At 33.1% G+C, this 23,096-nt stretch carries 21 protein-coding genes; 7 read left to right on the forward strand and 14 right to left on the reverse strand.

The annotated features are described in order from the left end of the window. Positions 1-265 precede the first annotated feature (265 nt). The gene (locus ASJ80_RS00770) at positions 266-1,501 is read left to right on the forward strand and encodes an ornithine cyclodeaminase (RefSeq protein ID WP_069583401.1); all 1,236 of its coding nucleotides are present in this window, start codon (positions 266-268) and stop codon (positions 1,499-1,501) included. A gap of 146 nt (positions 1,502-1,647) precedes the next feature. On the opposite strand, the gene ASJ80_RS00775 is transcribed toward ASJ80_RS00770, so the two are convergent. From ASJ80_RS00775 to ASJ80_RS00830, 12 genes are all read right to left on the reverse strand, one after another. Continuing rightward, on the reverse strand, positions 1,648-2,010 hold the full coding sequence (locus tag ASJ80_RS00775) for a FeoA family protein (RefSeq protein WP_069583402.1): 363 nt from the start codon (positions 2,008-2,010) through the stop codon (positions 1,648-1,650). Further along, positions 2,007-2,264 (reverse strand): hypothetical protein, encoded by a 258-nt coding sequence (locus tag ASJ80_RS00780; protein ID WP_069583403.1) that lies wholly within the window; start codon positions 2,262-2,264, stop codon positions 2,007-2,009. The genes ASJ80_RS00775 and ASJ80_RS00780 overlap by 4 nt, the downstream gene beginning before the upstream one ends. Continuing rightward, entirely contained in the window at positions 2,251-2,439 is a 189-nt protein-coding gene (locus ASJ80_RS00785; protein ID WP_069583404.1) for a DNA helicase PriA, read from the reverse strand. The genes ASJ80_RS00780 and ASJ80_RS00785 overlap by 14 nt, the downstream gene beginning before the upstream one ends. 277 nt (positions 2,440-2,716) lie before the next feature. Then, complete coding sequence (locus ASJ80_RS00790; protein WP_069583405.1) at positions 2,717-4,642, reverse strand: heavy metal translocating P-type ATPase; 1,926 nt, start codon at positions 4,640-4,642, stop codon at positions 2,717-2,719. Between the two features lie 65 nt (positions 4,643-4,707). Continuing rightward, complete coding sequence (gene cfbA / locus ASJ80_RS00795; protein ID WP_069583406.1) at positions 4,708-5,157, reverse strand: sirohydrochlorin nickelochelatase; 450 nt, start codon at positions 5,155-5,157, stop codon at positions 4,708-4,710. Between the two features lie 503 nt (positions 5,158-5,660). Next, a complete protein-coding gene (locus ASJ80_RS00800) occupies positions 5,661-8,039 on the reverse strand; it encodes a heavy metal translocating P-type ATPase (protein ID WP_069583407.1) in 2,379 nt (792 codons plus the stop codon). Positions 8,040-8,345: 306 nt separating this feature from the next. Next, positions 8,346-8,705 carry an ArsR/SmtB family transcription factor gene (locus ASJ80_RS00805; RefSeq protein WP_069583408.1) on the reverse strand — a complete coding sequence of 120 codons (360 nt, stop codon included), beginning with the start codon at positions 8,703-8,705 and terminating at the stop codon, positions 8,346-8,348. Positions 8,706-9,096: 391 nt separating this feature from the next. Further along, the gene (locus tag ASJ80_RS00810; protein WP_069583409.1) at positions 9,097-9,975 is read right to left on the reverse strand and encodes an alpha/beta hydrolase; all 879 of its coding nucleotides are present in this window, start codon (positions 9,973-9,975) and stop codon (positions 9,097-9,099) included. A gap of 57 nt (positions 9,976-10,032) precedes the next feature. Then, entirely contained in the window at positions 10,033-10,653 is a 621-nt protein-coding gene (locus ASJ80_RS00815) for a class I SAM-dependent methyltransferase (protein WP_069583618.1), read from the reverse strand. Between the two features lie 77 nt (positions 10,654-10,730). After that, positions 10,731-12,242, reverse strand: coding sequence for an ABC transporter ATP-binding protein (locus ASJ80_RS00820; RefSeq protein ID WP_069583410.1), 1,512 nt, complete (start codon positions 12,240-12,242; stop codon positions 10,731-10,733). A 14-nt stretch (positions 12,243-12,256) separates the two neighbouring features. Continuing rightward, positions 12,257-12,982, reverse strand: a complete 726-nt coding sequence (locus ASJ80_RS00825) for an energy-coupling factor transporter transmembrane component T (RefSeq protein ID WP_069583411.1) — start codon at positions 12,980-12,982, stop codon at positions 12,257-12,259. A 46-nt stretch (positions 12,983-13,028) separates the two neighbouring features. Continuing rightward, complete coding sequence (locus tag ASJ80_RS00830) at positions 13,029-13,607, reverse strand: MptD family putative ECF transporter S component (RefSeq protein WP_069583412.1); 579 nt, start codon at positions 13,605-13,607, stop codon at positions 13,029-13,031. Between the two features lie 419 nt (positions 13,608-14,026). Here ASJ80_RS00830 and ASJ80_RS00835 point away from each other — a divergent pair, with 419 nt between their 5' ends. From ASJ80_RS00835 to ASJ80_RS00855, 5 genes are all read left to right on the forward strand, one after another. Beyond that, positions 14,027-15,928, forward strand: a complete 1,902-nt coding sequence (locus tag ASJ80_RS00835; protein ID WP_245837422.1) for an ABC transporter ATP-binding protein — start codon at positions 14,027-14,029, stop codon at positions 15,926-15,928. After that, the gene (locus ASJ80_RS00840) at positions 15,921-17,651 is read left to right on the forward strand and encodes an ABC transporter ATP-binding protein (protein WP_069583414.1); all 1,731 of its coding nucleotides are present in this window, start codon (positions 15,921-15,923) and stop codon (positions 17,649-17,651) included. The genes ASJ80_RS00835 and ASJ80_RS00840 overlap by 8 nt, the downstream gene beginning before the upstream one ends. A 271-nt stretch (positions 17,652-17,922) precedes the next feature. After that, positions 17,923-18,249: a DMT family transporter gene (locus ASJ80_RS00845; RefSeq protein ID WP_069583415.1), complete on the forward strand. Its 327-nt coding sequence runs from the start codon at positions 17,923-17,925 to the stop codon at positions 18,247-18,249. A gap of 354 nt (positions 18,250-18,603) precedes the next feature. Beyond that, the gene (locus ASJ80_RS00850; RefSeq protein WP_069583416.1) at positions 18,604-19,833 is read left to right on the forward strand and encodes an MFS transporter; all 1,230 of its coding nucleotides are present in this window, start codon (positions 18,604-18,606) and stop codon (positions 19,831-19,833) included. 190 nt (positions 19,834-20,023) lie between these two features. Continuing rightward, positions 20,024-20,602 (forward strand): TetR/AcrR family transcriptional regulator, encoded by a 579-nt coding sequence (locus ASJ80_RS00855; RefSeq protein ID WP_069583417.1) that lies wholly within the window; start codon positions 20,024-20,026, stop codon positions 20,600-20,602. Positions 20,603-20,841: 239 nt separating this feature from the next. On the opposite strand, the gene ASJ80_RS00860 is transcribed toward ASJ80_RS00855, so the two are convergent. Continuing rightward, positions 20,842-21,639 carry a class I SAM-dependent methyltransferase gene (locus ASJ80_RS00860; RefSeq protein WP_083240923.1) on the reverse strand — a complete coding sequence of 266 codons (798 nt, stop codon included), beginning with the start codon at positions 21,637-21,639 and terminating at the stop codon, positions 20,842-20,844. 116 nt (positions 21,640-21,755) lie between these two features. Between ASJ80_RS00860 and ASJ80_RS16740 the strand changes: the two genes are divergently transcribed. Then, on the forward strand, positions 21,756-21,911 hold the full coding sequence (locus ASJ80_RS16740; RefSeq protein WP_176720224.1) for a hypothetical protein: 156 nt from the start codon (positions 21,756-21,758) through the stop codon (positions 21,909-21,911). A gap of 312 nt (positions 21,912-22,223) precedes the next feature. Here the strand turns inward: ASJ80_RS16740 and ASJ80_RS00865 are convergent, their stop codons facing one another. Further along, positions 22,224-23,033: a ZIP family metal transporter gene (locus ASJ80_RS00865; RefSeq protein WP_069583418.1), complete on the reverse strand. Its 810-nt coding sequence runs from the start codon at positions 23,031-23,033 to the stop codon at positions 22,224-22,226. Between the last annotated feature and the right edge of the window lie 63 nt (positions 23,034-23,096).

The following is a 23,096-nucleotide window of genomic DNA, read 5'->3' on the forward strand; positions in this document are numbered from 1 at the left end:
AATATATATTGGTAATAAACCTTTTATATTTCTTTTAATTTCATTTTTATCTTTGATCCTTTTTTAAAATCCTCTCAAAATTTATATACCATGATTTATTAATAAATAGTCACATGAGAATTCTAGAGATAAAAAGTTTAAAATCAATTTAAAAAAGAAATCTTATGATATTTTGCATAATTAAATACCAAAAGTATACCAACTTAAATTTAATCAATATTTTAATGATTATTACTTTAATTTAGACTAAATTGGAGATGTTATTATGGATACAAGAGAAATTAAACTTTCAGGTCATATAATAGATTCATTAACACTTCCAAAGACCCTTGATCTTATAATGGATATGGGAGGGGACTTTGAGATTCTTGATGTTAACATAGGTAAACAGAAAAAAGATGTAAGCCATGCTAAAATCAGAGTTATAGGAAATGATGAATCTCATTTAGGTGAAATTCTTGATGAATTAAGCGAGATAGGGGCAGTTATTTCTGAAATTAAGGAAATCGAACTTGTTCCATCTACAAAAGATAAGACTCTCCCTGAAGACTTTTATTCCACCACCAACCACCCTACACAGGTGAGGTATAATGGGCAATGGATAGAAGTTGAAGACATTGAAATGGACTGTATGATTGTAATTGATCCAGAAAGCAAACGCGCATTTTGCAAGCCAATAGGGCGGATCGAAGAGGGAGACTTAGTGGCTGTTGGAAGAGAAGGTATCAAAGTGGAACCTCCTGAAAGGCCAAGAGGTAAAAAAGGAGTCTTTGAATTCATGTCAAGTGAAGCATCTTCTGAAAAGCCTGTAAGATCCATAGTAAAAAATATAGCTTCAGAAATCAGGGAAATTAAAAAGAGGAATGGAAAGATAGCTATAGTAGCAGGTCCTGCAATAGTACATACTGGATCAGCTCCAATTTTAGCCAGGATGATAAGGGAAGGGATCATAGATGTATTGTTTGCTGGAAATGCCCTTGCAACACACGATATTGAAAATGATCTATATGGAACTTCTCTTGGAATATGTACAAAAAGTGGTGAAGCTGTTGTTAGAGGTCACAGGCACCATATTTACGCAATTAATGAAATTAACAAGGCAGGTTCAATAAAAGAAGCTGTTGAGAAAGGAGTGTTAAAAAGCGGGATCATGTATGAGTGTGTTAAAAATAACGCCCCATTCGTGCTTGCAGGATCCATTAGAGATGATGGACCACTTCCAGATGTTATAACTGATGTTATCCAGGCTCAGGATGAAATGCGTAAATATGCTCAGGACGTTGACATGGTAATCATGATTGCAACAATGCTCCATTCCATAGCAGTTGGTAATATACTCCCATCATACGTAAAGAGTATATGTGTAGATATAAACCCTGCAACAGTTACAAAACTTGCAGATAGGGGAAGTGCGCAGGTTGTGGGCGTTGTAACAGATGTCGGGGCATTTTTACCTATCCTTTATGAAAGTTTGGAAGGTTTGGAGTGTATTAAGGACTAAAGATCTTTTTTATTTTTTTAATTTTGAAATTTTTATGTAAAAAATGTCTGTTTTTAATGTGTTCTGGATATTGCTTTAAACGGTTAAATAACATTTAATCATTTATATTTAAAAAATGAGGTATATATGGATGTTTCTAAAATGCTTTATTCTAAGTGATCCACGTATATATTATTTCTTAATGTATTGTCCACTGCAATCTGGATGTTTTCTACCTGAAATACGTGGGAAGGACTTGTTTGAATTATTTTAACTTCGCTGCCGTGTAAAATTGACAGCATTTTGTGCGATTTTTCATATTTTCCGGGTTTAATATGAGCTATTTTGCAGTACTGCCCTTTTTTCATTTGTGCAAGTGGTAAAAATGATTTTTTGGCACATTTACAAGATCTTCCGCAGCACCCGCACGCTGATTTGGAACCAGTACCTGATGAACATGTGCAGGTGTGTCCGTCAGTACTCTTTTTAATTAATTTAAAATGGGGAGATTTAATTTTCATATTTTTCACAGTAAAACCTCATGAATTATTTTTTTTGATTTTTCAGACAATTTACATCTGTTTATTATTTTTCTGGACTCTTCAAAACCTTCAGGAGTTAGATATATTTCGTTAAATTTGGGTTCTATTAATTTTAAATTTTCAAGTTCTTTAATTACGGTTTCATCATGCAGTTTTTTTTGTACTTTACTGTTTCCTTCCAGGTATACCCAGTATATCCACAGTTTTTGCAGTGTTTTCTCTGCCGGTTTACTTATTTCCACTTTTAATTCTCCTTTTTAAGAAGTTTATAAGTTTAGATTCTATTTTAAACTCTGGTAAAACTTCATATCCGCAGTTGGGACATTTGATTTTATTACAGCTTGATCCCATGCAGTGATTACATGTTTCGGGTTTTTTGGTTTCATCAAATATATATCCGCAAAGTTTGCATTGCATAAAATGGCCTCCAGTTTATTGATTTATTTTTATAATTCTTCGCATTTTTTGTTTAACAAAGTTTATCTGTTTTAAGTCTTTTTACGTGGCTTAAATAGATTTAATTCATTTTATTTCAGTTTAAAGTAACTTTTTAAATTACATTTTTTTAATTTTTTTAGGTACGCCTAAATATTGTTAGGTATACCTAAATCTTTCATTGTATATAAAGTTTGCTGCTTTTTTGGAATTCTACAAAAAAAGAATATAACCTATGCCTTAAACAAGTATTAAAACTTTATCTTTCAGTTTTAAGAGGATAATGTATATTTAAATTTTTAATTTTTTTCTGGGGGCTATGATTCATGCGGTATTTTATCAATCTTGATGAATTAGCTACTACCAGTACAGACCCCAAATTATGGATTAAAGCACCAGCTACAGGTCCAATAATTCCAAATGCAGCAAGCATGATGGCTGCAAAGTTGATTAAGATGGGTGCTGCTATATTTACATTTATTGTGCCCATAACTTTCTTTGAAAGGTCGATTAATTCTGGAATTTTGCTTATATCATCTGACATTAATGAAATGTCTGCCGTTTCTATGGCGACATCAGCACCAAGTGCTCCCATTGCCACGCTTACATTGGATATGGCTAGAGCAGGGGCATCGTTGATTCCATCACCAACCATACAAACCTTATTGTTATTTTTTAATTGATCCTCAATTACGTGCACTTTGCCCTCAGGGAGCTGTTCAGCGTAAATATCATTTATACCTATCTGTTTTGCAATTGAATGCGCGACATTTTTATTATCTCCTGTAATCAGCAGAATTTTATTTATACCCATCTCTTTGAGCTGCTGTATTGTTTCCATGGATTTGTTTTTTATTTTATCTGCAACAGTTATCAGCCCAATTACTGAATCTTCTACTTCAACTATCAAAACAGTTTTTCCATGGTTTTCATAGGATTTAATAAACTGGGACTGTTCCTCAGTTGTTTCAATCATCTTTTGGTTCCCGACCATGACATTTTTACCATTTATTAAAGCCGTGACTCCTTTACCTAATATTATTTTAAATTTTTGAGGTTCAGCTATATTTAGTGACATTTCTTTTGCCTTTAGGTAAACTGCTTTACCTAATGGATGTTCTGAAAATTTTTCTGCTGCTGATGCCAGTGATAGAACAGTATCTTTATCGTATCTATTATTTAGTGAAATAATATCGATTACTTCAGGATTACCACTTGTAACTGTACCTGTTTTATCAAATGCAATTGTATCAATTCTCCCTGCATTTTCCAATGCTTCACCGCTTTTAATTAAAATTCCTTTACGTGATGCATTGCCGATGCCTGCCATGATTGCTGTTGGCGTTGCAAGTACCAGTGCACAAGGGCAGAATACAACAAGAATTGTGACCAGCCGGGTGATATCTCTGGTCAGTAAGTATGTAACTATAGATGCGAGCACGGCAAGGGGTACAATTACTGTGGCTACTCTGTCTGTAATTCTAACAACCGGCGCTTTTTTATCTTCTGATTCTTTAACAAGCCTTATCAATTTTGCAAGAGAAGTATCTCCACCAACTTTTGCTGCTTTTATTTCAATAGCTCCTAAATGGTTTAATGTACCAACAAAGGCTTCATCACCCACAGTTTTGTCAACAGGCATTGATTCTCCTGTAATAATGGATTGATTTATGGATGTATGTCCTTTTATTATAATTCCGTCTACAGGGATCGATTCTCCAGGTCTGACGAGGATAATATCTCCAATTTTTACCTGTTCAATAGAAATTTCTTTCTCTCCGGCAGGGCTCTTTATTCGTGCTGTCTGTGGAGTCATCTGAATAAGTTTTTTAACACTTTCCTGTGATTTTCTAACAGTTCTATCTTCAAGTATTTCTCCAATCATCATAATAACTGCAATTTCTGCAGCTGCAAAGTATTCGCCAATTGCAGCTGATGCAATAAGAGCAATGCTCACCAGAACATTTGCTTTTAAATCAAATCTGGTGATTAACCCTTCTGCCGCTTCAAGTAGTATGGGGGTACCGCTGATTACAATGCTTATTATGGCAGGATCAAAGGGTAAAACATCTTTTAGCAATCCAAACCAGCTGATTAAAAGAAATATTCCTGAAATTACAGTTAAAATAATTGCCCGATATTCATCATCGTTTTTAAATCTTTTGAAGTTAATAATTTTCTCCATTTTCACCACAGATACACATAACGTTATGGAATTTGTTAAAAACTTTAAAATTATGATATAATTTTTTAAGCTTTTTCAAGTGGTTTAATTGAGTTATTTACCTTTTCTTCAAGTATTTCTACGATCCTTGAATCAGCACCAAATGGTTCGGTGTAGATAATTTCCCCATCGAAATCAATTCTTTCACTTTCATCAAAATTATGGATTTTTGATGGCCGTTTATCCTCTCTTAAGCGGAGGACATATTCAATATCCTGCTTTGTATGGATTCCATGTGCTATAAATGCAGGTACAATGATTATTTTCTCCACATGCTTTTTTTTAAGGGTATCAACTGCAGCAGCTATTGATGGTTCTGCTATATTCATAAATCCTACTTCAACAGGATAATCTGAATTTTTTCTATATTCTTCTGCCAGTTTATGGAGAACTTCCTGTCCATAGGGTAAACTGCTTCCATGTCCAACAAGTAAAATGCCTATTTCATTATCGTTTGAATTTAGATTTGCATGCATATTATCGCTTCCATTACATGTTTTTCCATGTTTTGAGTTATAACTAAATATTTGGAATTTTTTGCATGTCCCTTCCTTAAAGGGAAAACACTATTTACATCATAACTCATTTTGGACATTTATTAACAATAATGTAATGGTCATCATCGTATTTAAAGGCATGTTCAAGCTTATTTGACTATATATAAAATTAATTTGACTTATTTTAATCTTTAAACATATATTAAATCTTTTTTGATTAGAAATAAAGTTAATTTGAATAATTTACTTATTTGGAGCTTTTAAATTTTTAATTGAGGCACTGTTTTTAATAAAAAATTAAATGGTATAAAAACTGCGAGAATTTTCCAGAAAATAATTATACTTAAAAAAAATATTTAGCTCCGATTTTTAAACAAGTTTAAGCAAATTTAGGAGTACTTAAAATACTTCCCTTAAAATAAAGAATAAAATTGATAATAACTTGAATTTAAAAAAGAAAAAAGGATATTTTTAGTTAAATATCAATTCTGACCTTTAAATTTAAGATTGGGGTAATCTATATTGAGATCATGTCTCTCATTTTCATAAATAGCGTCATTCTTATTTTTAATTCCTATTTGCAGCGCATTCAATATAACAGCAAGTGTTAAACCCACATCTCCAAAGGTAACTGCTACCCACAGAGATACAAGCCCAAATACTGCAAGTGCTGCAAGTGCCAATTGGATTACAAGAGCTGCTGAAACGTTTTGTTTAACTACAGACATGGTTTTTCTACTTAAATCGATGAGATAATTGATTTTGGAGATGTCGTCCTGCATTAAAGCTATATCTGCGGTTTCTATTGCTACATCTGATCCTGCAGCACCCATTGCAATGCCTACATTGGCCCTTGCAAGTGCAGGGGCATCATTTGCACCGTCACCGATCATTGCAACATGTTCACCTTTATCCAGTAGTTCATCAATTATCCTGACTTTGTCTTGGGGCAAAAGGCAGGCATAGTACTTATCAATTCCTATTTTGGAAGATACGGCTTTTGCAGTGCATTCATTATCTCCAGTGAGCATTACAGTTTTAATATTCCTTTCTTTAAGTCCGGTAATGGTGCTTTTTGAAAGGCCCCTTATTCTGTCCATTAATCCTATAACTGCAAGTAAGTGTTCATCGTTACCAAGGATTATGGCACTTTTACCCTCATTTTGAAGTTTGTTTATCAACTCTTCAGGAAACTCAGGGTTGCCTTTAAAAAGACTCTTTTTACCTATATAAAACATTTTTTCATTTATTATGCCTTTAACACCGTTTCCAGTAATTGATTCAAAGTTTTTGACTTCTTTAAACTCCATATTTGATTCTTCAACGTAGTTTATAACAGCTTCTGCAAGGGGATGTTTAGATTTAGATTCCAGTGACCCTGCTATCTGGAGAATTTCATTTTTGGAGTAGTTATTTAAGGTCAAAACATCAGTGACTTCCAGCTTTCCTTCTGTAAGGGTCCCTGTTTTATCAAAGACGATGGTGTCAATATTCCTCATTTCTTCAATGTATTTAGAACCTTTAATCAATACACCGTTCCTTGTACTTGCAGTTACTCCTGAAACCATAGCTACTGGAGTTGACAGTAAAAATGAGCAGGGACATGAAATTACCAGCAGGACCAGTGCCCTGTAGATCCATGTATCTAAATTCTGTCCAAATGCAAGGGGAGGTATTATCGCTACTGCAGCTGCAATTAACACTACGGCAGGGGTGTAGTATTTTGCAAATCTTTCAATGAAAGCTTCAGTGCTGGATTTTTTCTTCTGTGATTCTTTTACAAGATTTATAATCTTTGAAAGCACTGTTTCATCTGATCTCTTTGTTACTTTAACTTCCAGATATCCCTCTTCATTTAAAGTGGCTGCAAATATTTTATCCCCTTTACTTTTAGTAACAGGTATGCTTTCTCCAGTAATTGCGCCCTGGTTTACTGTTGATACTCCATTAATCACAATTCCATCAAGTGAAATTTTCTCTCCAGGTCTTACAATGAGAATATCATTCACTTTCACATTATTTACGTCTAATTTAACATTTTTACCATTTATTTTAATGGTAGCGGTGTCTGGAGCTAGTTTTAATAGACTTTCTATTGATTTTCGTGCCCTGTTTCCAGCGTAGTTTTCTAAAAATTCAGCGATATAGAACAGGAATATTATCACTGCACCTTCTGCACCGGATCCTATTGCAAAGGAAACTGCAACTGCTATGGTCATTAAAAGGTTCATGCTGAAATTACCATTTAGAAGACCTTTAATTCCGCTTTTAATTATTTCATAACCTGATACTGCTATAACTGCCAGAAACAGGATTTCAGATAGTATTTCATGGCCTGTAAAGTAGTTGAAGTACAGTCCAGCAGGCAGCAGTACCGCTGATGTAATCATAACAAAGAGATTTTTTCTGGTCCATAAAGATTCCCTTTCTTCAAGTAGTCCTTCACTACAGCCGCATCCACAAGCATGACTTGAACGTTCTATTTCACATGTTTCATGTCCATTTTCGGCTGTATTTTCACAGCCGCAGCTGCATGAATCTGTTGATTCTTCACCATCATGATCTGAATGTTCATCGCAGTCGCAGTGGTCTTCGTGCTGATGGTGGCTATGGTTCTCTTCATTTTTGGTTAAACCTTCGCTGCAGCCCCCGCCACATGAATTATCTAATTTTTCACAGGTTGATTCTTTTTTGCTTTGGATTGAATCTTCATCACAGCTGTAGTGGTCTTTTATTTTTTCTATTTGATAATTATCCTGTTTTTCTTTGTTTTCAGCTGAATTTTCACTGCAGCCGCAGCTGCAGGGTTCACTTGATTTGTAATCCTTTGTTTTGCAGGAAATTATTTCTTTATTATCCATTTTTAAATCTCCCTTATGGGTACAATTGGCCTTGTAATCATATCATCATATGAATTGATGTTCATATGAGTATATATATTTTATGATTTAAAAAATTTTAAAATAAAAAAGTAGTTATATTATTTTTATAATAAATCAAAGCTAATTTAAATGGTTTTATCTATTTATAAAGTTTAATGCTAGCTTTTATATATATTAAATGTAGTTTATACTTATATTTTTAGTATAAATATATTTAAATGATTTATATGGAAAAATAAGGCTTAATTAAGAATATTATAAAATTGAGAATTATCTTAAGATTCTTTACAGCTTTTCTTGAGTATGTTCTACTCCTAACTCGATCATTGAAACAACATGGTCATCTGCAAGGAAATAATATGCCATTTTACCTTCTCTTCTAAATTTAACTAAATTTTTACTTCTTAAAACCCGAAGCTGGTGAGAAATAGCTGATTGGCTCATACCCAGTACTGCAGCTAAATCGCAAACACATAGATCCTTTTTAGATAACGCGTACAATATTTTAAGCCTGGTTGAATCTCCAAATATCTTGAAATTATCAGAAACTTCAAAGAGGAGTTCATCTTCAAGCATTTTGGACTTTATTTCTTTAACATTATCTTCATGCACGCATACAACTTCACAGGTATCTTTCTCTTCCATATGAATAACTAGTTGTACAAATTGTATAAAATTTTTGATTTAATGTTTTAACACTATGTCTATGATCATGCCTGAATTATGTTTCATGTTAAATTGTAATTTTAATGGAATTATCTTAAAAATGTGCAGTTTCTTCAGGAATACATATGAAAGTATAAATATAATACATCACAGCTTCAGAGTTTTTCTTAAAATATCGTAAATAACAGTTTATATTCATATATTTTTGTTAGTTAATACGTAACTTTTTCTTTATGTGGATAAGTAGGATACTAATCATTTCTAGGGGGGGGTGAACTCTAAAAATTAATGACTTTAAATTTTATTCAATGAATAAAAAATCATCTCAGAGATAATAAATTTTATATTAATTGTAAATATACAGTTCCAATTAATCAAATTTCACTTCTTTTAACTTTTCTACTATCGGATCAAGTATATTTTCGATACATTCATTAAAAATAAGGTGATAAGGCTCATCAAAAACAACCATTTCTTTTTCAGGTGCTTTTATCAACTCATAAACTTTTTTTGTATAACTAAATGAAAATAATGGGTCTTTAATTGAAGCGATTACAACTACAGGGCATTTTATGCTGCCGTCTGTAATTTTTGTCATATCTGCCCCAAAGAGCGATGATAAAAAATAGAGAGGGTAAGTTTTTAAGATAGAATCGTCTTTATAAATATCTTCTTTGATCTTTCTGGATTCAGTGACCCTATTTAAACTAAGATAAAATGTCATTGGCAACTGTAGCCCTGGAAAAATCTTTCCATTCCATTTTATAAAATTAACAACTGATTTATAAGAATATTTTAAGATGTGGGGAAACCTGGTGATCTCAATGCTTTCGGGCAGGGAAGGTAACAGGATATTATGTGGAAAAACAGCTTTAATTCTATTATCTTCACCTGCTACAGCTATAGCTAAAATTCCACCCTGTGAGGAGCCCATTAATATTGTTTGATTATTGAAATTAGTTAAAACATATGTAATTGCGTCTTTAACGTTCTGTTTCATATCTTCAAAAGAGAAAACTTTTTTGTCTTTGGGGCTTTTACCATGGGATACAAAATGGACTCCCACTACATTAAACCCATTTTCAGCTATTTTTAAAAGAAATTCATCATAAAAAAGTGGACTGACCATGGTCCCTGGTAAAAATACAACAACTGGCTTATTTTTGTCCTGTTTGTAAATAGATAAACATATTTTAGTATCAATTGAAGAAATAAAAGTTTCATAATAATTCACGGGTTTTAACGTCATAATTTCACTTTAAAAGATTCTATAATTAATAAAACGGCGTCTATTAACTCATTTAAATTATTTTCGAGCAATTACACATAACCATTTTCCATTTTCATGTTCATGTGAGATCACATCGCTAAACCCTGCTTTAATAAGCACATTTTTGAGCTGTTCTTTGTTATAAATATTCATGTCGATTATTTTGCTCCATTTTTCTGCTTCTTCCCCTTTAGATAATTCGTTGCAGATGAAAAATTTACTGCCAGGTTTAAGCACACGTTTAACTTCTTTAAAATCGTTGACTAAATCCGGCCAGAAGTAGACGGTTTCAAAAGCGGTGGCAAGATCAAATTTTTCATCTTCAAAGGGGAGGGATGAAACAGTTCCATGAACAATATCCACTTTCCCCTCTGAAACTGCTTTCCTATTGAATTTCTTTGAATTTGCTACACTTGTTTTGGAGTAATCCACACCATAAACCTTGGCATGGGGTGCTTTTTTTAATAGATTGGAAATATTTTTTCCGCCGCCACATCCAATTTCTAGGATATTAAAAGCTTTTTCTATTTCAATATTACTTAAACACCACATCGCATTTTTATTATGCATAGTATTCATCATCTGCAACATCATTTTGCCAGTTATACCTTTTCCTGGCTTACGTGTATTTGCGAAAATTTTTTTGATTAAACTCATATAAATCATCTTCTTGTAAAACTCCCCATGAACCATTTTTCAATGTAAATTGCTTTTTTGGGTCGAAATTATAAATTTTATGGATTTAAAGAGATATTGAAGTCTTTAAACGGGTTTATAAAGAATTTTTTTAATTTTTCTTCTCCTATATTATCTAAAATGTAATTATCGATTACTTTACCATTTTCAAAATGCAAAACATGGGAACAACATTCCAGTATAAGTTCCAGGTCATGAGAAATGATAAACAGAGTAATGCCTTTTTTTTGTAGGTTTTTTATATTATTGGCCACTTTTTTCATGTGTTTTAAATCTAAACCGCTGGTTGGTTCATCGAAAATGATAATTTCTTTTCCAGATGCAATTGCACTGCCAATAGCAACCCTCTGTTTCTGTCCTCCGGATAATGCCATGGGATGGGCTTCTTTTAAATGTAGTAAATCCAGATCTTTTAAAATTTTTTCAATTTTTTCCTCAATTTTGGGAGAGGATTCATCCATACTGAGTAAAATTTCGTCTTCAACACTTTCAGTGAAAATTTGATGGTTTACATCCTGCATAACCATGTAAGAAAGTTTTAAACGATCTTTATTTCTCAGAACTTTCCCTTCTTTTTTCAACTGGCCTTTGCATTTTCGTTCCAGTCCGCAGAGACAACGGGCGAAAGTGGATTTTCCAGCTCCATTTTCACCGATTATGGCAATTATTTCATTTTGGGGGACCTGCAAATGTTTTATATCAATTGCTAATGTGTTCCCATAAGAATATTTGAAATTGGTTAATGTTATGGAATTATTCCTACAATCTGGTTTTTTTGATAAAGCAGCTTTATTTTTGGAAAGTTCCTCTAAAGAGAAGGGACGAAGCCCTAACTGTGAAAATGATTTATTATCCATGGAAATTAAGTTATCCTTGTCCAACTCCATGTGAATTTGACCATTTTTCATGTAGATAAGACGATCTATTAAATCATTTAAAAAATACAAACGATGTTCTGCTATTATAACAGTGTTTCCTGCATTTTTCCATATTGAAATTAGTTTTCTAAGGTCCCATGTTGACGCAGAATCAAGATTGGATGAGGGTTCATCTAAAACTAAAATTTGAGGTTTAGATGCGGAAACTGAAGCGCATGCAATTTTTTGTTTTTCTCCACCAGATAATTTGAAAATGCTTTTATTTAACAGGTGGTGGATATTGAAAGTTGATACTACATCATGAAGTCGTTTTTGAATTTCTTCTACAGGAAGTCCCATATTTTCACAGCCAAAAACCAGTTCACTGTTGGTATCAACATTGAAAAATTGAGAGCGTGGATTTTGAAAAACAGATCCTACGATCTTAGCTGTTTCATATATGGGGTTTTCATTCACAGGTATACTGTTAATCAGGACCTGGCCTTCAACTGAACCTCCATAAAAGTCAGGTATCAATCCATTTATAAGTCGAGTTACAGTGGTCTTTCCACAACCGGATTCTCCGCAAAGAAGGATTACTTCACCCTTTTTAATATGCAGGTTGATATCATTTAAATCGGTTTTTGGAGTAGTTTCATCATACGAAAAATTAAGGTTTCTAATTTCAAGCATCTAAAAAAGCCTCCTTATTTAAATAAGACAAAAACAATTAACGCTCCTATGGAAATTATTAATAGAATTATGTCCTGGATGTGGAACCCTATATGGCAGATATGGGTTCTTTTTGCAGGGTTATTTATTCCTCGGGTTAAAGATGCTGCAGATAGTTCATCACCAGTTTTAACTGCATTGATCAATAAAGGGACAAAAATATATTCCAGCACTATTAATGGGGATTTAACTGTCCTTAGATTCAATCCAATTCCACGCATGCGCATGGCATCAATGATTGCCTTAATTTCTTCAATTAAAGTTGGGAAGAATCTAAAGATTACTGAAATAGGTATGGTTATAATTTTAGGAATTTTGATTTGTTCCATGGACGCTAAAAATTCGCTTACTGTGGTGGTAACAATTACATAATATCCCATGACAAGTCCGGGCATCATCCGCGCTAGCATGCTGGTAAACATCACAATTATCATATTGGAGATGCCGTGTGTTGCAGGTACAACGTAAATTTCCCCTAATTTAGCTAAAAAATAGGCTAAAATATAAATAAATGCTGATTTTTCTCTTTTACTACATAATAAAAGGAAAAAGGGAATAGCAACCAGAGATATGGTTAAATATAATTGCGCTCCCCCAAATACGATCAAATTCAGTATTATCAGTACAATTAGCTTTGTTCTGGGATCAAATTTAAGAATTGTACCTGTATCTAAATCTGATTGTAAAATTTCATAATTCATTTGTTTATCCTCTTATGCTTCTTTTAACCATATTTATAAACCTCTTTTAAGCAATCCCTGCTCTTTTGAAATGTTTTTCCAGAAGAGATTTACCAAGTAGAGCTCCGATGATTCCTGCTATGAATGAAACTAATATCACAACAAAGAGCATCCAATCGGGGGTGAGTGCCATTACCGTATTAACATATTCTGTTCCCATACTGGATCTTATGTATTCAAAATAGCTGTCTCTCATAACCCACATGGGGATCATGTATCCAACTACAGAAATGCTGAATACTGCATACCCTAAGACAGAATTTTTAAAGTTTTGATAGTTGCCGGCTTTGAATATTAAATCTGCAATCAAACCAAATACCAGACCAGTTATGATTGGGATAAATGTATGTCCGGTTAAAAACATGATTAACCCCAAAAGAAGTCCCATTATAGTAACCATTCCAAATTTTTTTACCTTGGTTAAAAACAGCATAAATGGAATTCCAGTTACGATAGGAGCAATAAATGGAAGTAGTATAAACAAGATGGGGATGAAGCCCAGCATGCCGCAGGCAAATAAAACCACGAAATATATCGCGGTAAATATTCCTGTTGTTATCAAATCTTTCGTATTCAAGTTATTCATATGTCATCACCTCTATTTTTATTAATTTAAGGAATTTTGTGGATTTTATAGATATATTTAGGTAAACCTAAATCATATTTAAACTTTTAGGTTTGCCTAAAAATAAACATAAATTTCATGTCTGCCATGTGCTTCTGAAATATTACATCAAAACAGCATCGTAATATTTTTAGGCATACCTAAATTTTATATAGTAGTAGTGCAAAATGTCTAAACCGACAATAAAATCAAATTATTCTAAAAAAACATTTCTTGTCTATCAGAGAAACTAATTTTCATTTAATGCTCAAAAATTCATGTTTAAATGGATATTTTGGTTTTATAATTGCTACATTGTATTTAAACTAAAAAATAATAGTTTAAACTCGAAAAAAGTAGAAAAAATGAATATAAAATATTTTATAAAGAGGCGACTAAAATTGAATGAAAATAAAGAAAAACATGGTTTTTCACGGTTAATGGAATTAACTGGAAAATTAAAAATACTGCTGGTTTTAGGGTGCATCTTATCTGCAATAGGAAGTGTATTAACACTGGGTCCTTTTGTTTATATTTACTTTATAATCAAGGAGATCTTAACTGTAGGTGGAAATATAAACCTGGTGAACACTGGTGTAGTGATTCATTATGGCTGGTTAGCGTTGATTTTTGCCATCTCTGGAATAATAGTGACTTTTGCAGCGTTGATGTGCACCCATGTGGTGGCATTTAAAACCATCAAAAATGTAAGGTACGATCTACTAAAACACCTGGCTACATTACCTCTAGGTTTCCATACAATGAATCCCAGTGGAAAAATTCGTAAAATAGTAGAAACCAATACTTTTCAGCTGGAAGATTTTATAGCTCATAGATTGCCTGATTTAGTTGGAAGTCTTGTTACTCCTGCAGCAATATTAATATTGTTACTGTATTTTGATTGGGTGCTTGGAATCATCTGTTTAATCCCATTAATTGCAGGATTTGCTATTCAATATTCTATAATGAAAAGATCAAGCCAGAAATTTTTAGAAATATACCAAAATTCCCTTGAAGATATGAATAATTCAGCAGTGGAGTACGTAAGAGGGATTTCAGTAGTAAAAGTATTTGGACAGACAATATACTCATTTAAAAATTTCTATGATTCTATAATAAGGTATAAAGATTTTGTTTTGAAGTATACTTTATCCATGGAAAAATCAATGAGTTTATTTGTAACAATTATCAATGGAGCTTTCTTTTTACTGGTACCTGCGGGTATTATACTCAGTTCGTATGCTACAAATTATGAATCATTTGTTTTAAGTTTCATATTTTATGCAATTTTTGCTCCAGTTACAGCGTCCATGCTCATGAAGATAATGTACACTGCTTCAGACCAGATGATGGTTTCAGAATCTTTAAAGAAGATTGATATGTTGTTCAATGAAAAACCTTTAAAAGAGCCTGAAAATCCTCAAACACCAGAAAATAACAATATTACATTTAATAATGTAAGTTTTTCTTATATCAGTGAACATAAAGAAGAACTGGCTTTAGAAGATGTTTCTTTTAAAGTCAATGAAGGAAAAATAATGGCTTTAGTTGGGCCTTCTGGAGGAGGTAAAACAACCATAGCTAATTTAATTCCTAGATTTTGGGATGTTAACAAAGGAGAAATCCGGATTGGTAATGTAGATATTCAGGAAATAGCTTACTCCGAGTTGATGGATAGAATGAGTATTGTATTTCAAGATGTTTATCTATTTAAAGACAGTATTTTAAACAATATAAAATTCTCAAAACCCGATGCAGGAAGAGAAGAGGTTTTAAAGGCTGCTAGATTAGCTCAGTGTGAAGATATACTGGAAAAATTACCTGATGGGATTGACACAGTAATTGGAACTAAGGGAATATACTTATCAGGGGGAGAAAAACAAAGAATTGCTTTAGCAAGGGCCATTTTAAAAGATTCACCCATAATAATATTTGATGAAGCAACAGCATTTGCAGACCCTGAAAATGAATATAAAATACAGCGGGCATTTGAGGAGCTGACTAAAAATAAAACCGTTATCATGATAGCCCACAGGTTATCCTCCATAAGAAATGTTGATGAAATTTTGGTGCTTAAAAAAGGTAAAATCTTAGAGAGAGGAAGTCATGATGAGCTCCTGAAAAATGAGGGGTTATACGCTACAATGTGGAAAGAATATCAAAGAGGACTGTCATGGGATGTTGGAAAGCAAATTGAAGATAATAGATCTGGTGGTGATTTTCCTGATTCAAATAAGTTGCAGGACAGTTTAAGCGGTTATGAAATAGAAAATAAAAGGGGAGAGGTAGATCCAAATGCTTAAAGAAAGGTTTGTTTTAACAGATAAAGGAGCTCGCGACCTAAAAAAAGCAATTTTTTCGGTAGTATTAACTGATCTGGCATTAATGCTGCCTGTTTTTATATTGCTGGCAGTTATTCAACAACTATTAAACCCTTTACTGGGAATGGGAGTTGCTGATTTAAATTTAATAAGTTATACTGTGATTGCGGGAGTAATTTTACTTATAATCTTTGTTACTCAACTATATCACTATAACAAGACTTATGTCGCAGCATATGAAGAAAGTGCCAATAGGAGAATACGGTTAGCTGAAAAAATAAGGAAATTACCATTATCTTTCTTTGGTAAAAAAGATCTAACTGAATTTACAGGAACCATGATGGATGATGCCACCTTTTTAGAAACTATATTTTCCCATTCTGTTCCTCAACTATTTGGATCAACAATTGCCATCATCATAATAGTGGTTATGTTGATGCTGTTTGATTGGAGAATGGGAGTAAGTCTGTTAATTGGCCTTCCAATTTCATTAGGGCTTCTTTGGGGCTGTGGAAAGGTTAAAGACAATTTTGCAAATAAACACATAGATAACAAAATTGAACTGGCAGATGCCATGCAGGAATCCTTAGAAGGAATAAAGGTTATAAAATCTTCTAATCAGGCAGATAACTACTTCGATGGAGTTAATGTTAAATTAAAAAACTTTTTCAACAGTGCACTGAAACTGGAACTGGTAATGGGAATATTTATATCCGGAGCGCAAATGGCCTTAAGGATAGGAATCCCTTTGGTAATATTAGTTGGTGTGGACCTTCTGACAGCTGGAAGTATCAATTTCGTATACTACATCCTGTTTTTAATCGTTGCAGTAAGGTTGTACGATCCATTAACAATAGCCATGATGAAACTGGGAGAGGTATTTGTTTTAATGACCCATATCAACAGAATGAAGGAAATGGAAGATCATGAAATAATGGGCGGAAAAACAGAGATCAATGTCAATGATTATGATATTGAGTTAGATGGTGTAAGCTTTGGATACAATGAAGAAAAAGTTTTGGACAATGTTTCAGTAACAATAAAACAGGGTGAAGTAACTGCCCTGGTTGGACCGAGCGGCAGTGGTAAAAGTACCGTGGCTAAGTTAATAGCTCGTTTTTGGGATGTTGATAAAGGAAAAATAGCCATTGGCGGGAAAGATGTTAAAAGTATTGATCCTGAAACACTTCTATCCAATTTTGCAATAGTTTTCCAGGACGTGGTTTTGTTTAACGATACCGTATTCAACAACATAAAAATCGGTAAAAAAGATGCAACTGATAAAGAAGTTATAGAAGCGGCTAAGCTTGCAAACTGTGATGATTTCATAAAAAGCATGCCTGAAGGATATGATACTGAAATTGGAGAGAATGGATGGACATTATCCGGCGGAGAACGCCAGCGTATATCAATAGCCAGAGCGCTGCTTAAGGATGCTCCAATTATTTTACTTGATGAAGCCACTGCTTCACTGGATGTTGAAAACGAAACAAAGATACAGAGTGCAATAACCAATTTAATTGAAAATAAAACATTGCTTATTATAGCACATAGAATGAGGACAGTTAAAGGTGCAGACAAAATTGTTGTTTTAGAAAATGGAAAGGTGGTGGAACAGGGAACACATGATAAATTGATTAATGATAAAAATCTTTATAATAAATTAGTAAAACTTCAAAATGAAAGTTTAGCATGGAGTATATGATTATTCCATGCACGTTTTATTTTTTAAGAATACTCATATCGGTGTCATGCTGGGGCATCTATGATTTCACGCGTTTACAATTATGGATTTACAACAGTGCAGAATTTTACTGTATAATTACTATTGAAAAATGGAAGATTTTATATGTGGGTTAATTTAAGTTGGATTTGTTTAAAAAAATTCAGCTTTATTAATCGACAGTTTAAATAAATTATAATAGTAATATTTGCACAGCACACTGATATGAGCGTTAAAAAAGGTTGGAGAATCAATGGTTAATGCATGGATATTACTCTTTATAGGGGTTGGACTGGAAGTGGTTGCCACTACCTGCCTGAAATTATCACAGAGTTTTACTAAGCTATGGCCTTCTATTGGATTTATTATTTTCTTTGCCAGTGCTTTTTATCTTTTTTCTCTGTGTATGAAACATATTGAAATGGGGATTGCATATGCAGTCTGGGCAGGATTGGGAATTGGATTAATAGCAATAATGGGAGTTATTTTTTTCAGTGAAGAGATTAGTTTTTTAAAATTCCTGGCTATTGGAATGATCATTGCAGGAGCTGTGATTCTTAACTTGACCAGCACAGGATAGAAATGAAAACTATCCCCACTTGATTAATTTATGACCTGTAACCATGGAAACACTTAAATATGATGAAAATCAGTATTCAAATATTGAACATTAGTTCAATTTTGGTGGATGGATGATTTTAAAGAGGTGTAAGATATGGATATAATTTGCAGCGGTGTGAAATTCAGCAGAAATTAGCAATATTTTTTTTGAACATAACTGAACAATTGTTCAGTATTGGATGGGTGAAATATGTAATTTTGCTTTGATATTTCAATTGAAATAAAAATATGATTTAATTTGAATTTTAAAGTTAATAATCAATTAATTTGTTAAAATAACTATATCTATCAAATAAAAATAGGAGAAACCAACATGGAAATACTTAAACTTAAAAATCCCCATTTGACGAAAATAGTACTGGTATTAACGGGAATGATGACTGTTATGGCAGGAGCACTTATAGCACCGACTTTACCCTCAATTCAGAGTTATTTTAGTTCTGTTCCTTCCATTGAATTAATAACGCCTCTTGTTTTGACAGTTGTTTCATTGGCATGTATTATATTTGCCCCTGTTATTGGATACCTGCTTGACAGGATCAGTAAGAGGAAAATTTTTTTAACATCCTTACTGCTTTTTGCTGCAAGTGGAAGCGCTGGCCTGTACCTGAACTCAGTATGGGCTATTGTAGCAAGCCGTGTGATCCTGGGTTTAGCTGTAGCAGGAATATCTGCGTGCACCCTGACATTGGTAGGTGACTACTTTGAGGGATCTGAAAGAAATGAATTAATAGGTATTGTAACTGCATTTATGAGTCTGGGTGGTATGATATTTGTGCCTCTGTCTGGCTATCTTACTCAATTCAACTGGCATTTGCCCTTTGCACTGTACCTTTTCCCCCTTTTTATTCTGCCTTTAGCTTTTATCTCAATTCCTGATCTAAAAATAAAAAGCATTACTACTGGAAAAATTAATTCACAGGTACCTGCAAAGGATAAAACCCTTAAAAAAACAGTTGTTATCTTAATATATGCATTGGGTTTTTGTTCAATGGCCTTTTTATATATTATGACTGTGCAGATACCTTATTACATTAAAGCACTTGCAATTGGAACTTCTTTTATATCAGGAATTGTGATTGCTGTGTTATGTTTGTTTGAAACAGTATCATCTGTGATCTATGGAAAAACATCCATTAAACCTATAAATGTTGTAGCGTATTTTTTCTTCCTTGAAAGTATTGGGTTTTTAATTTTATCTATTGCGTCCAATTTATGGACTTTTATTGGAGGAGCAATTCTTGTGGGTTCTGGAATAGGTTTAATGGTACCTGCAACTAATACTCTGATTACAGTTAACACACCTGCAAAATCCAGAGGAAAGTATGTAGGGGGACTGGTTACCCTTTTCTATCTTGGACAATTTTCTTCTCCATTTCTGGTTAGACCATTAATTACATCGTCCGGATATTCAGCACCAAATGGTTTATTTGCAATATTGGGAGTATTATGTATGGTATTTTTTATTTTAAATCTCATAATATTCCTGATAATTTCAAATAGAAAAGATAAAAACTATTTCTTCATAGAAAGCAGTAATTAATTCATTACTACTCTTCTATTTTAAAAGGGGATGTAGTAATAATTGGAGATACAAAACTAAAAATCAAATCCTTAAAATATAGTAAAATACTCAAAGCTCTGCTACTTTACAGATACAGCACAAAACTTATATTTCATAAAAATAATCGATTGTGTGTGGAATACAGAACATCAGTTCAGGTGAATTAATCATGGCACAGGTTTTAAAAGAAGATATAAGACAGAGGATTTACGCTGCGGCTGTGGAAGAATTCTACAGCAAAGATTACAGAAATGCCACAATAAGGGCCATAGCAAAAAGAGCTGAAGTGCCTCTTGGGCTTGTATATACCTATTATAAAAATAAACAGGCTCTCTTATCAGCAATTGTTGAACCAATTTTTGCAATGATAAAAGAAACAATGGAAAAAGCAGAAAATTCGAATTTTCACAGTGCATTTGAGAATTTCGAAAAAATAGAATTTGGCATGTTTTTAGATTTATTCGAAAAACGCAAGGAACTCATCATATTAATTGATAAAAGTAGTGGTACGGAATATGGCAACGCTAAGGAAACCATTATTAATCTAACTGAAACTCACATTAAAAAAAGCCATCAAAATAAGGATATTCCTGTGTTTAACGATTTTTTAGTGCATATATGGGCAAATAGTCTTATTGAAGGAATGTTTGAGATAATTCGCCATTGTACAGACAGAAAATCAGCCGAAAAAATGATGGAACTGGTGGCCAGACAGTACTATTATGGAATTGAAGGATTGAATGATTAATTCAAACAAAACTGAATATTTATTCCTTATTTAAAATGGAGAAGTCATATGGACCAACAGAATCAAAAATTATATGGAAATAAGTTAATCCTGTTATTTTGCTGTGGCAATTGCTAAAATTTCACCATTTGATAAAGAATAATGTTATTTTGACTGTTAAAATCAGTTAAAATAGATATTAATTACATCTTTAACATTTTACTCATATCTCCAAAGAGATGGATTTTTTTATATTTTAATTATTTCTTTTGAGAATTAAAATAAAAAATTGACTTAATGTTGTTCTTATCAGTAAAATCATAGTTATCCTTTAACAGGTTAACAAATTCTTCTTCACTGTAAAATGGCGGTGTAAAAGATCCCTGTTTTGTATATATGTTGTCTACAACTAAATCACTTATTTTTCTCTTATCTTTTATATAAAAACACCCTGTTAGATATCCATTGTTCTTTAAAACACGGGTGATTTCTTTAATTGCATTAATTTTATTTGGAAAAGCATGCAGTCCATTCATGGTAAGCAGTAAATCAATGATCGAGCTTTTTAAAGGTAAATTTCCAATATCTGCCCTGATCAATGCTACATTCTTGATATTGTTCTTTTCATAAACTTTTTTAGCTTCCATGAGCATGCCGTAAGAGTAATCTACACAGATTATCTTTGCATTTTTCAGTTTTGGGTATTTTTTGCAGGTAAAAACTCCTGAACCAACTGGCACGTCTAAAATTAATCCATTAAAATCATCTGGGATGTAGTTGAGAACATAATCTACGTAATCTTGATCATTTAATCCCCAAACTGCTGCATTATATAGCTTGGTTAAGATATTAGAACTTGTTAACATAGAATTGTAGACAGAAGATACGTTGTCATATGTATTTGATATTTTGTCGTTAATTTCAGGTATAAAATCGATAATGCCTTTTTTTATGGGGTAAGTCTGTTCACTGTTTTTAACATAAACGGTTTTTTCATCATAATTTATGTGGATTTTATTTTTGCTTTTGGGACAGAAAAGTAATTCTTCAAGGTTCATGGAATCATCTGCTTTAAATTTTCTTTTAAAAACAACTTTTTATGTATTCAAATTGTTTACGTGGGTAATATATGGAATAAATTGAACATATCTTGTTATGGAGAAGGAGGTAAGGTTTGCCAGTACTGGCAAACCTTAGGGGTGCATATGCCATTTTGATCTCATGGGATTTCTATGGTTTTAAGTCCACCCTGAAATGTTTACCGGTGATTCTAAATGCCGTTTTAAAATTTTTAGGTAAACCTAAATTTCAGGGTGTTAGATATACCTAATCTTTTATAGTATATAAAATTTTCTGGGACTTCTAATCAATAAAATTGTTTCGGGAGTACTTGTAGTCAGTATGTATGGTAAGATGTGCTGTTACCTGTATATGGCCACTTTGAAAGTAAAACTATTCTGGCTTTATGTATAATGTAAGTTACCCAATAATCAGCCAGATATAATCATCAATATGTCCTTAAAATGAAAGATATCAACTTGGATTTAAATAATTTAAATTCATAGTTTAAAAAAATTAGCTTAGTTAAATATTAAGGTTATACTGGATTGTAAAATTAAGTGAATATTTTAATGAATTAGGATTATCCCAGCGAAACATCGAGTATCATCATTATCACAAAGCCGACCATGGCTGCAACTGTTGCCAGGTCAACATTCCCCTCCCTCTGACATTCTGGAATTATATCCTCGATTACCACGAATATCATGGCCCCAGCAGCAAAACTCAATGCATATGGAAGTACTGGTGTGAAAAGGGTTACCAGCAGGGCACCTGCAACTCCGGCAATAGGTTCTACAATTCCTGATAACTGGCCGTACATGAAACTTTTCCTTCTGGATAACCCTTCACCTCTAAGGGGCATGGATATGGCGGTTCCTTCTGGAAGGTTTTGGATTCCAATACCGATAGCCAGGGCTATTGCGGCAGTTAATGAACCATAAGTTATATCTGAGGCTAATGCACCAAAAACAACCCCAACTGCCAGGCCTTCTGGAATATTATGTAAAGTTACAGCCAGTACCAGTAACCTGTTTCTGTGCCAGGTTGTTTTAATACCTTCAGCTTCATTTAAAGAGCAGCCTGGATGAACATGGGGAATTACTTTATCAACTATGGCTAAAAACAGGCCGCCTAATAAAAAACCTACAGCCGGAGGTAACCATTCAGGGGAACCCTGAGCAGCTGACATTTCAATTGCTGGGGCGAGTAATGACCAGAAACTGGCAGCCATCATGACTCCTGCGGCAAATCCAAGGGATAAATTTAAAACCTTCCTATTGGCTCCACGAACAAAAAACACAGCTGATGCACCTAAAGCTGTCATAAGCCAGGTGAACAAAGTGGCTAAAAGGGCCAGGAGAACAGGATCATAGCTTGTTATTGAATTCATTTTCAAGTTTCCTAAAATTTTTTGAAAGTATCCTTTTCATGATTTATAATAGTTTTTTTTTAA

The organism is Methanobacterium bryantii (assembly GCF_002287175.1).
Classification (GTDB): Archaea; Methanobacteriota; Methanobacteria; order Methanobacteriales; family Methanobacteriaceae; genus Methanobacterium_D; species Methanobacterium_D bryantii.

Excerpts from the sequence above, each read along its gene's own strand:
- ASJ80_RS00770 (WP_069583401.1), top strand. The coding sequence starts at position 266 with ATGGATACAAGAGAAATTAAACTTTCAGGTCATATAATAGATTCATTA.
- ASJ80_RS00785 (WP_069583404.1), bottom strand. The coding sequence starts at position 2,439 with ATGCAATGCAAACTTTGCGGATATATATTTGATGAAACCAAAAAACCC.
- ASJ80_RS00790 (WP_069583405.1), bottom strand. The coding sequence starts at position 4,642 with ATGGAGAAAATTATTAACTTCAAAAGATTTAAAAACGATGATGAATAT.
- cfbA (WP_069583406.1), bottom strand. The coding sequence starts at position 5,157 with ATGCATGCAAATCTAAATTCAAACGATAATGAAATAGGCATTTTACTT.
- ASJ80_RS00800 (WP_069583407.1), bottom strand. The coding sequence starts at position 8,039 with ATGGATAATAAAGAAATAATTTCCTGCAAAACAAAGGATTACAAATCA.
- ASJ80_RS00805 (WP_069583408.1), bottom strand. The coding sequence starts at position 8,705 with ATGGAAGAGAAAGATACCTGTGAAGTTGTATGCGTGCATGAAGATAAT.
- ASJ80_RS00810 (WP_069583409.1), bottom strand. The coding sequence starts at position 9,975 with ATGACGTTAAAACCCGTGAATTATTATGAAACTTTTATTTCTTCAATT.
- ASJ80_RS00815 (WP_069583618.1), bottom strand. The coding sequence starts at position 10,653 with ATGAGTTTAATCAAAAAAATTTTCGCAAATACACGTAAGCCAGGAAAA.
- ASJ80_RS00820 (WP_069583410.1), bottom strand. The coding sequence starts at position 12,242 with ATGCTTGAAATTAGAAACCTTAATTTTTCGTATGATGAAACTACTCCA.
- ASJ80_RS00825 (WP_069583411.1), bottom strand. The coding sequence starts at position 12,982 with ATGAATTATGAAATTTTACAATCAGATTTAGATACAGGTACAATTCTT.
- ASJ80_RS00830 (WP_069583412.1), bottom strand. The coding sequence starts at position 13,607 with ATGAATAACTTGAATACGAAAGATTTGATAACAACAGGAATATTTACC.
- ASJ80_RS00840 (WP_069583414.1), top strand. The coding sequence starts at position 15,921 with ATGCTTAAAGAAAGGTTTGTTTTAACAGATAAAGGAGCTCGCGACCTA.
- ASJ80_RS00845 (WP_069583415.1), top strand. The coding sequence starts at position 17,923 with ATGGTTAATGCATGGATATTACTCTTTATAGGGGTTGGACTGGAAGTG.
- ASJ80_RS00850 (WP_069583416.1), top strand. The coding sequence starts at position 18,604 with ATGGAAATACTTAAACTTAAAAATCCCCATTTGACGAAAATAGTACTG.
- ASJ80_RS00855 (WP_069583417.1), top strand. The coding sequence starts at position 20,024 with ATGGCACAGGTTTTAAAAGAAGATATAAGACAGAGGATTTACGCTGCG.
- ASJ80_RS00860 (WP_083240923.1), bottom strand. The coding sequence starts at position 21,639 with ATGAACCTTGAAGAATTACTTTTCTGTCCCAAAAGCAAAAATAAAATC.
- ASJ80_RS00865 (WP_069583418.1), bottom strand. The coding sequence starts at position 23,033 with ATGAATTCAATAACAAGCTATGATCCTGTTCTCCTGGCCCTTTTAGCC.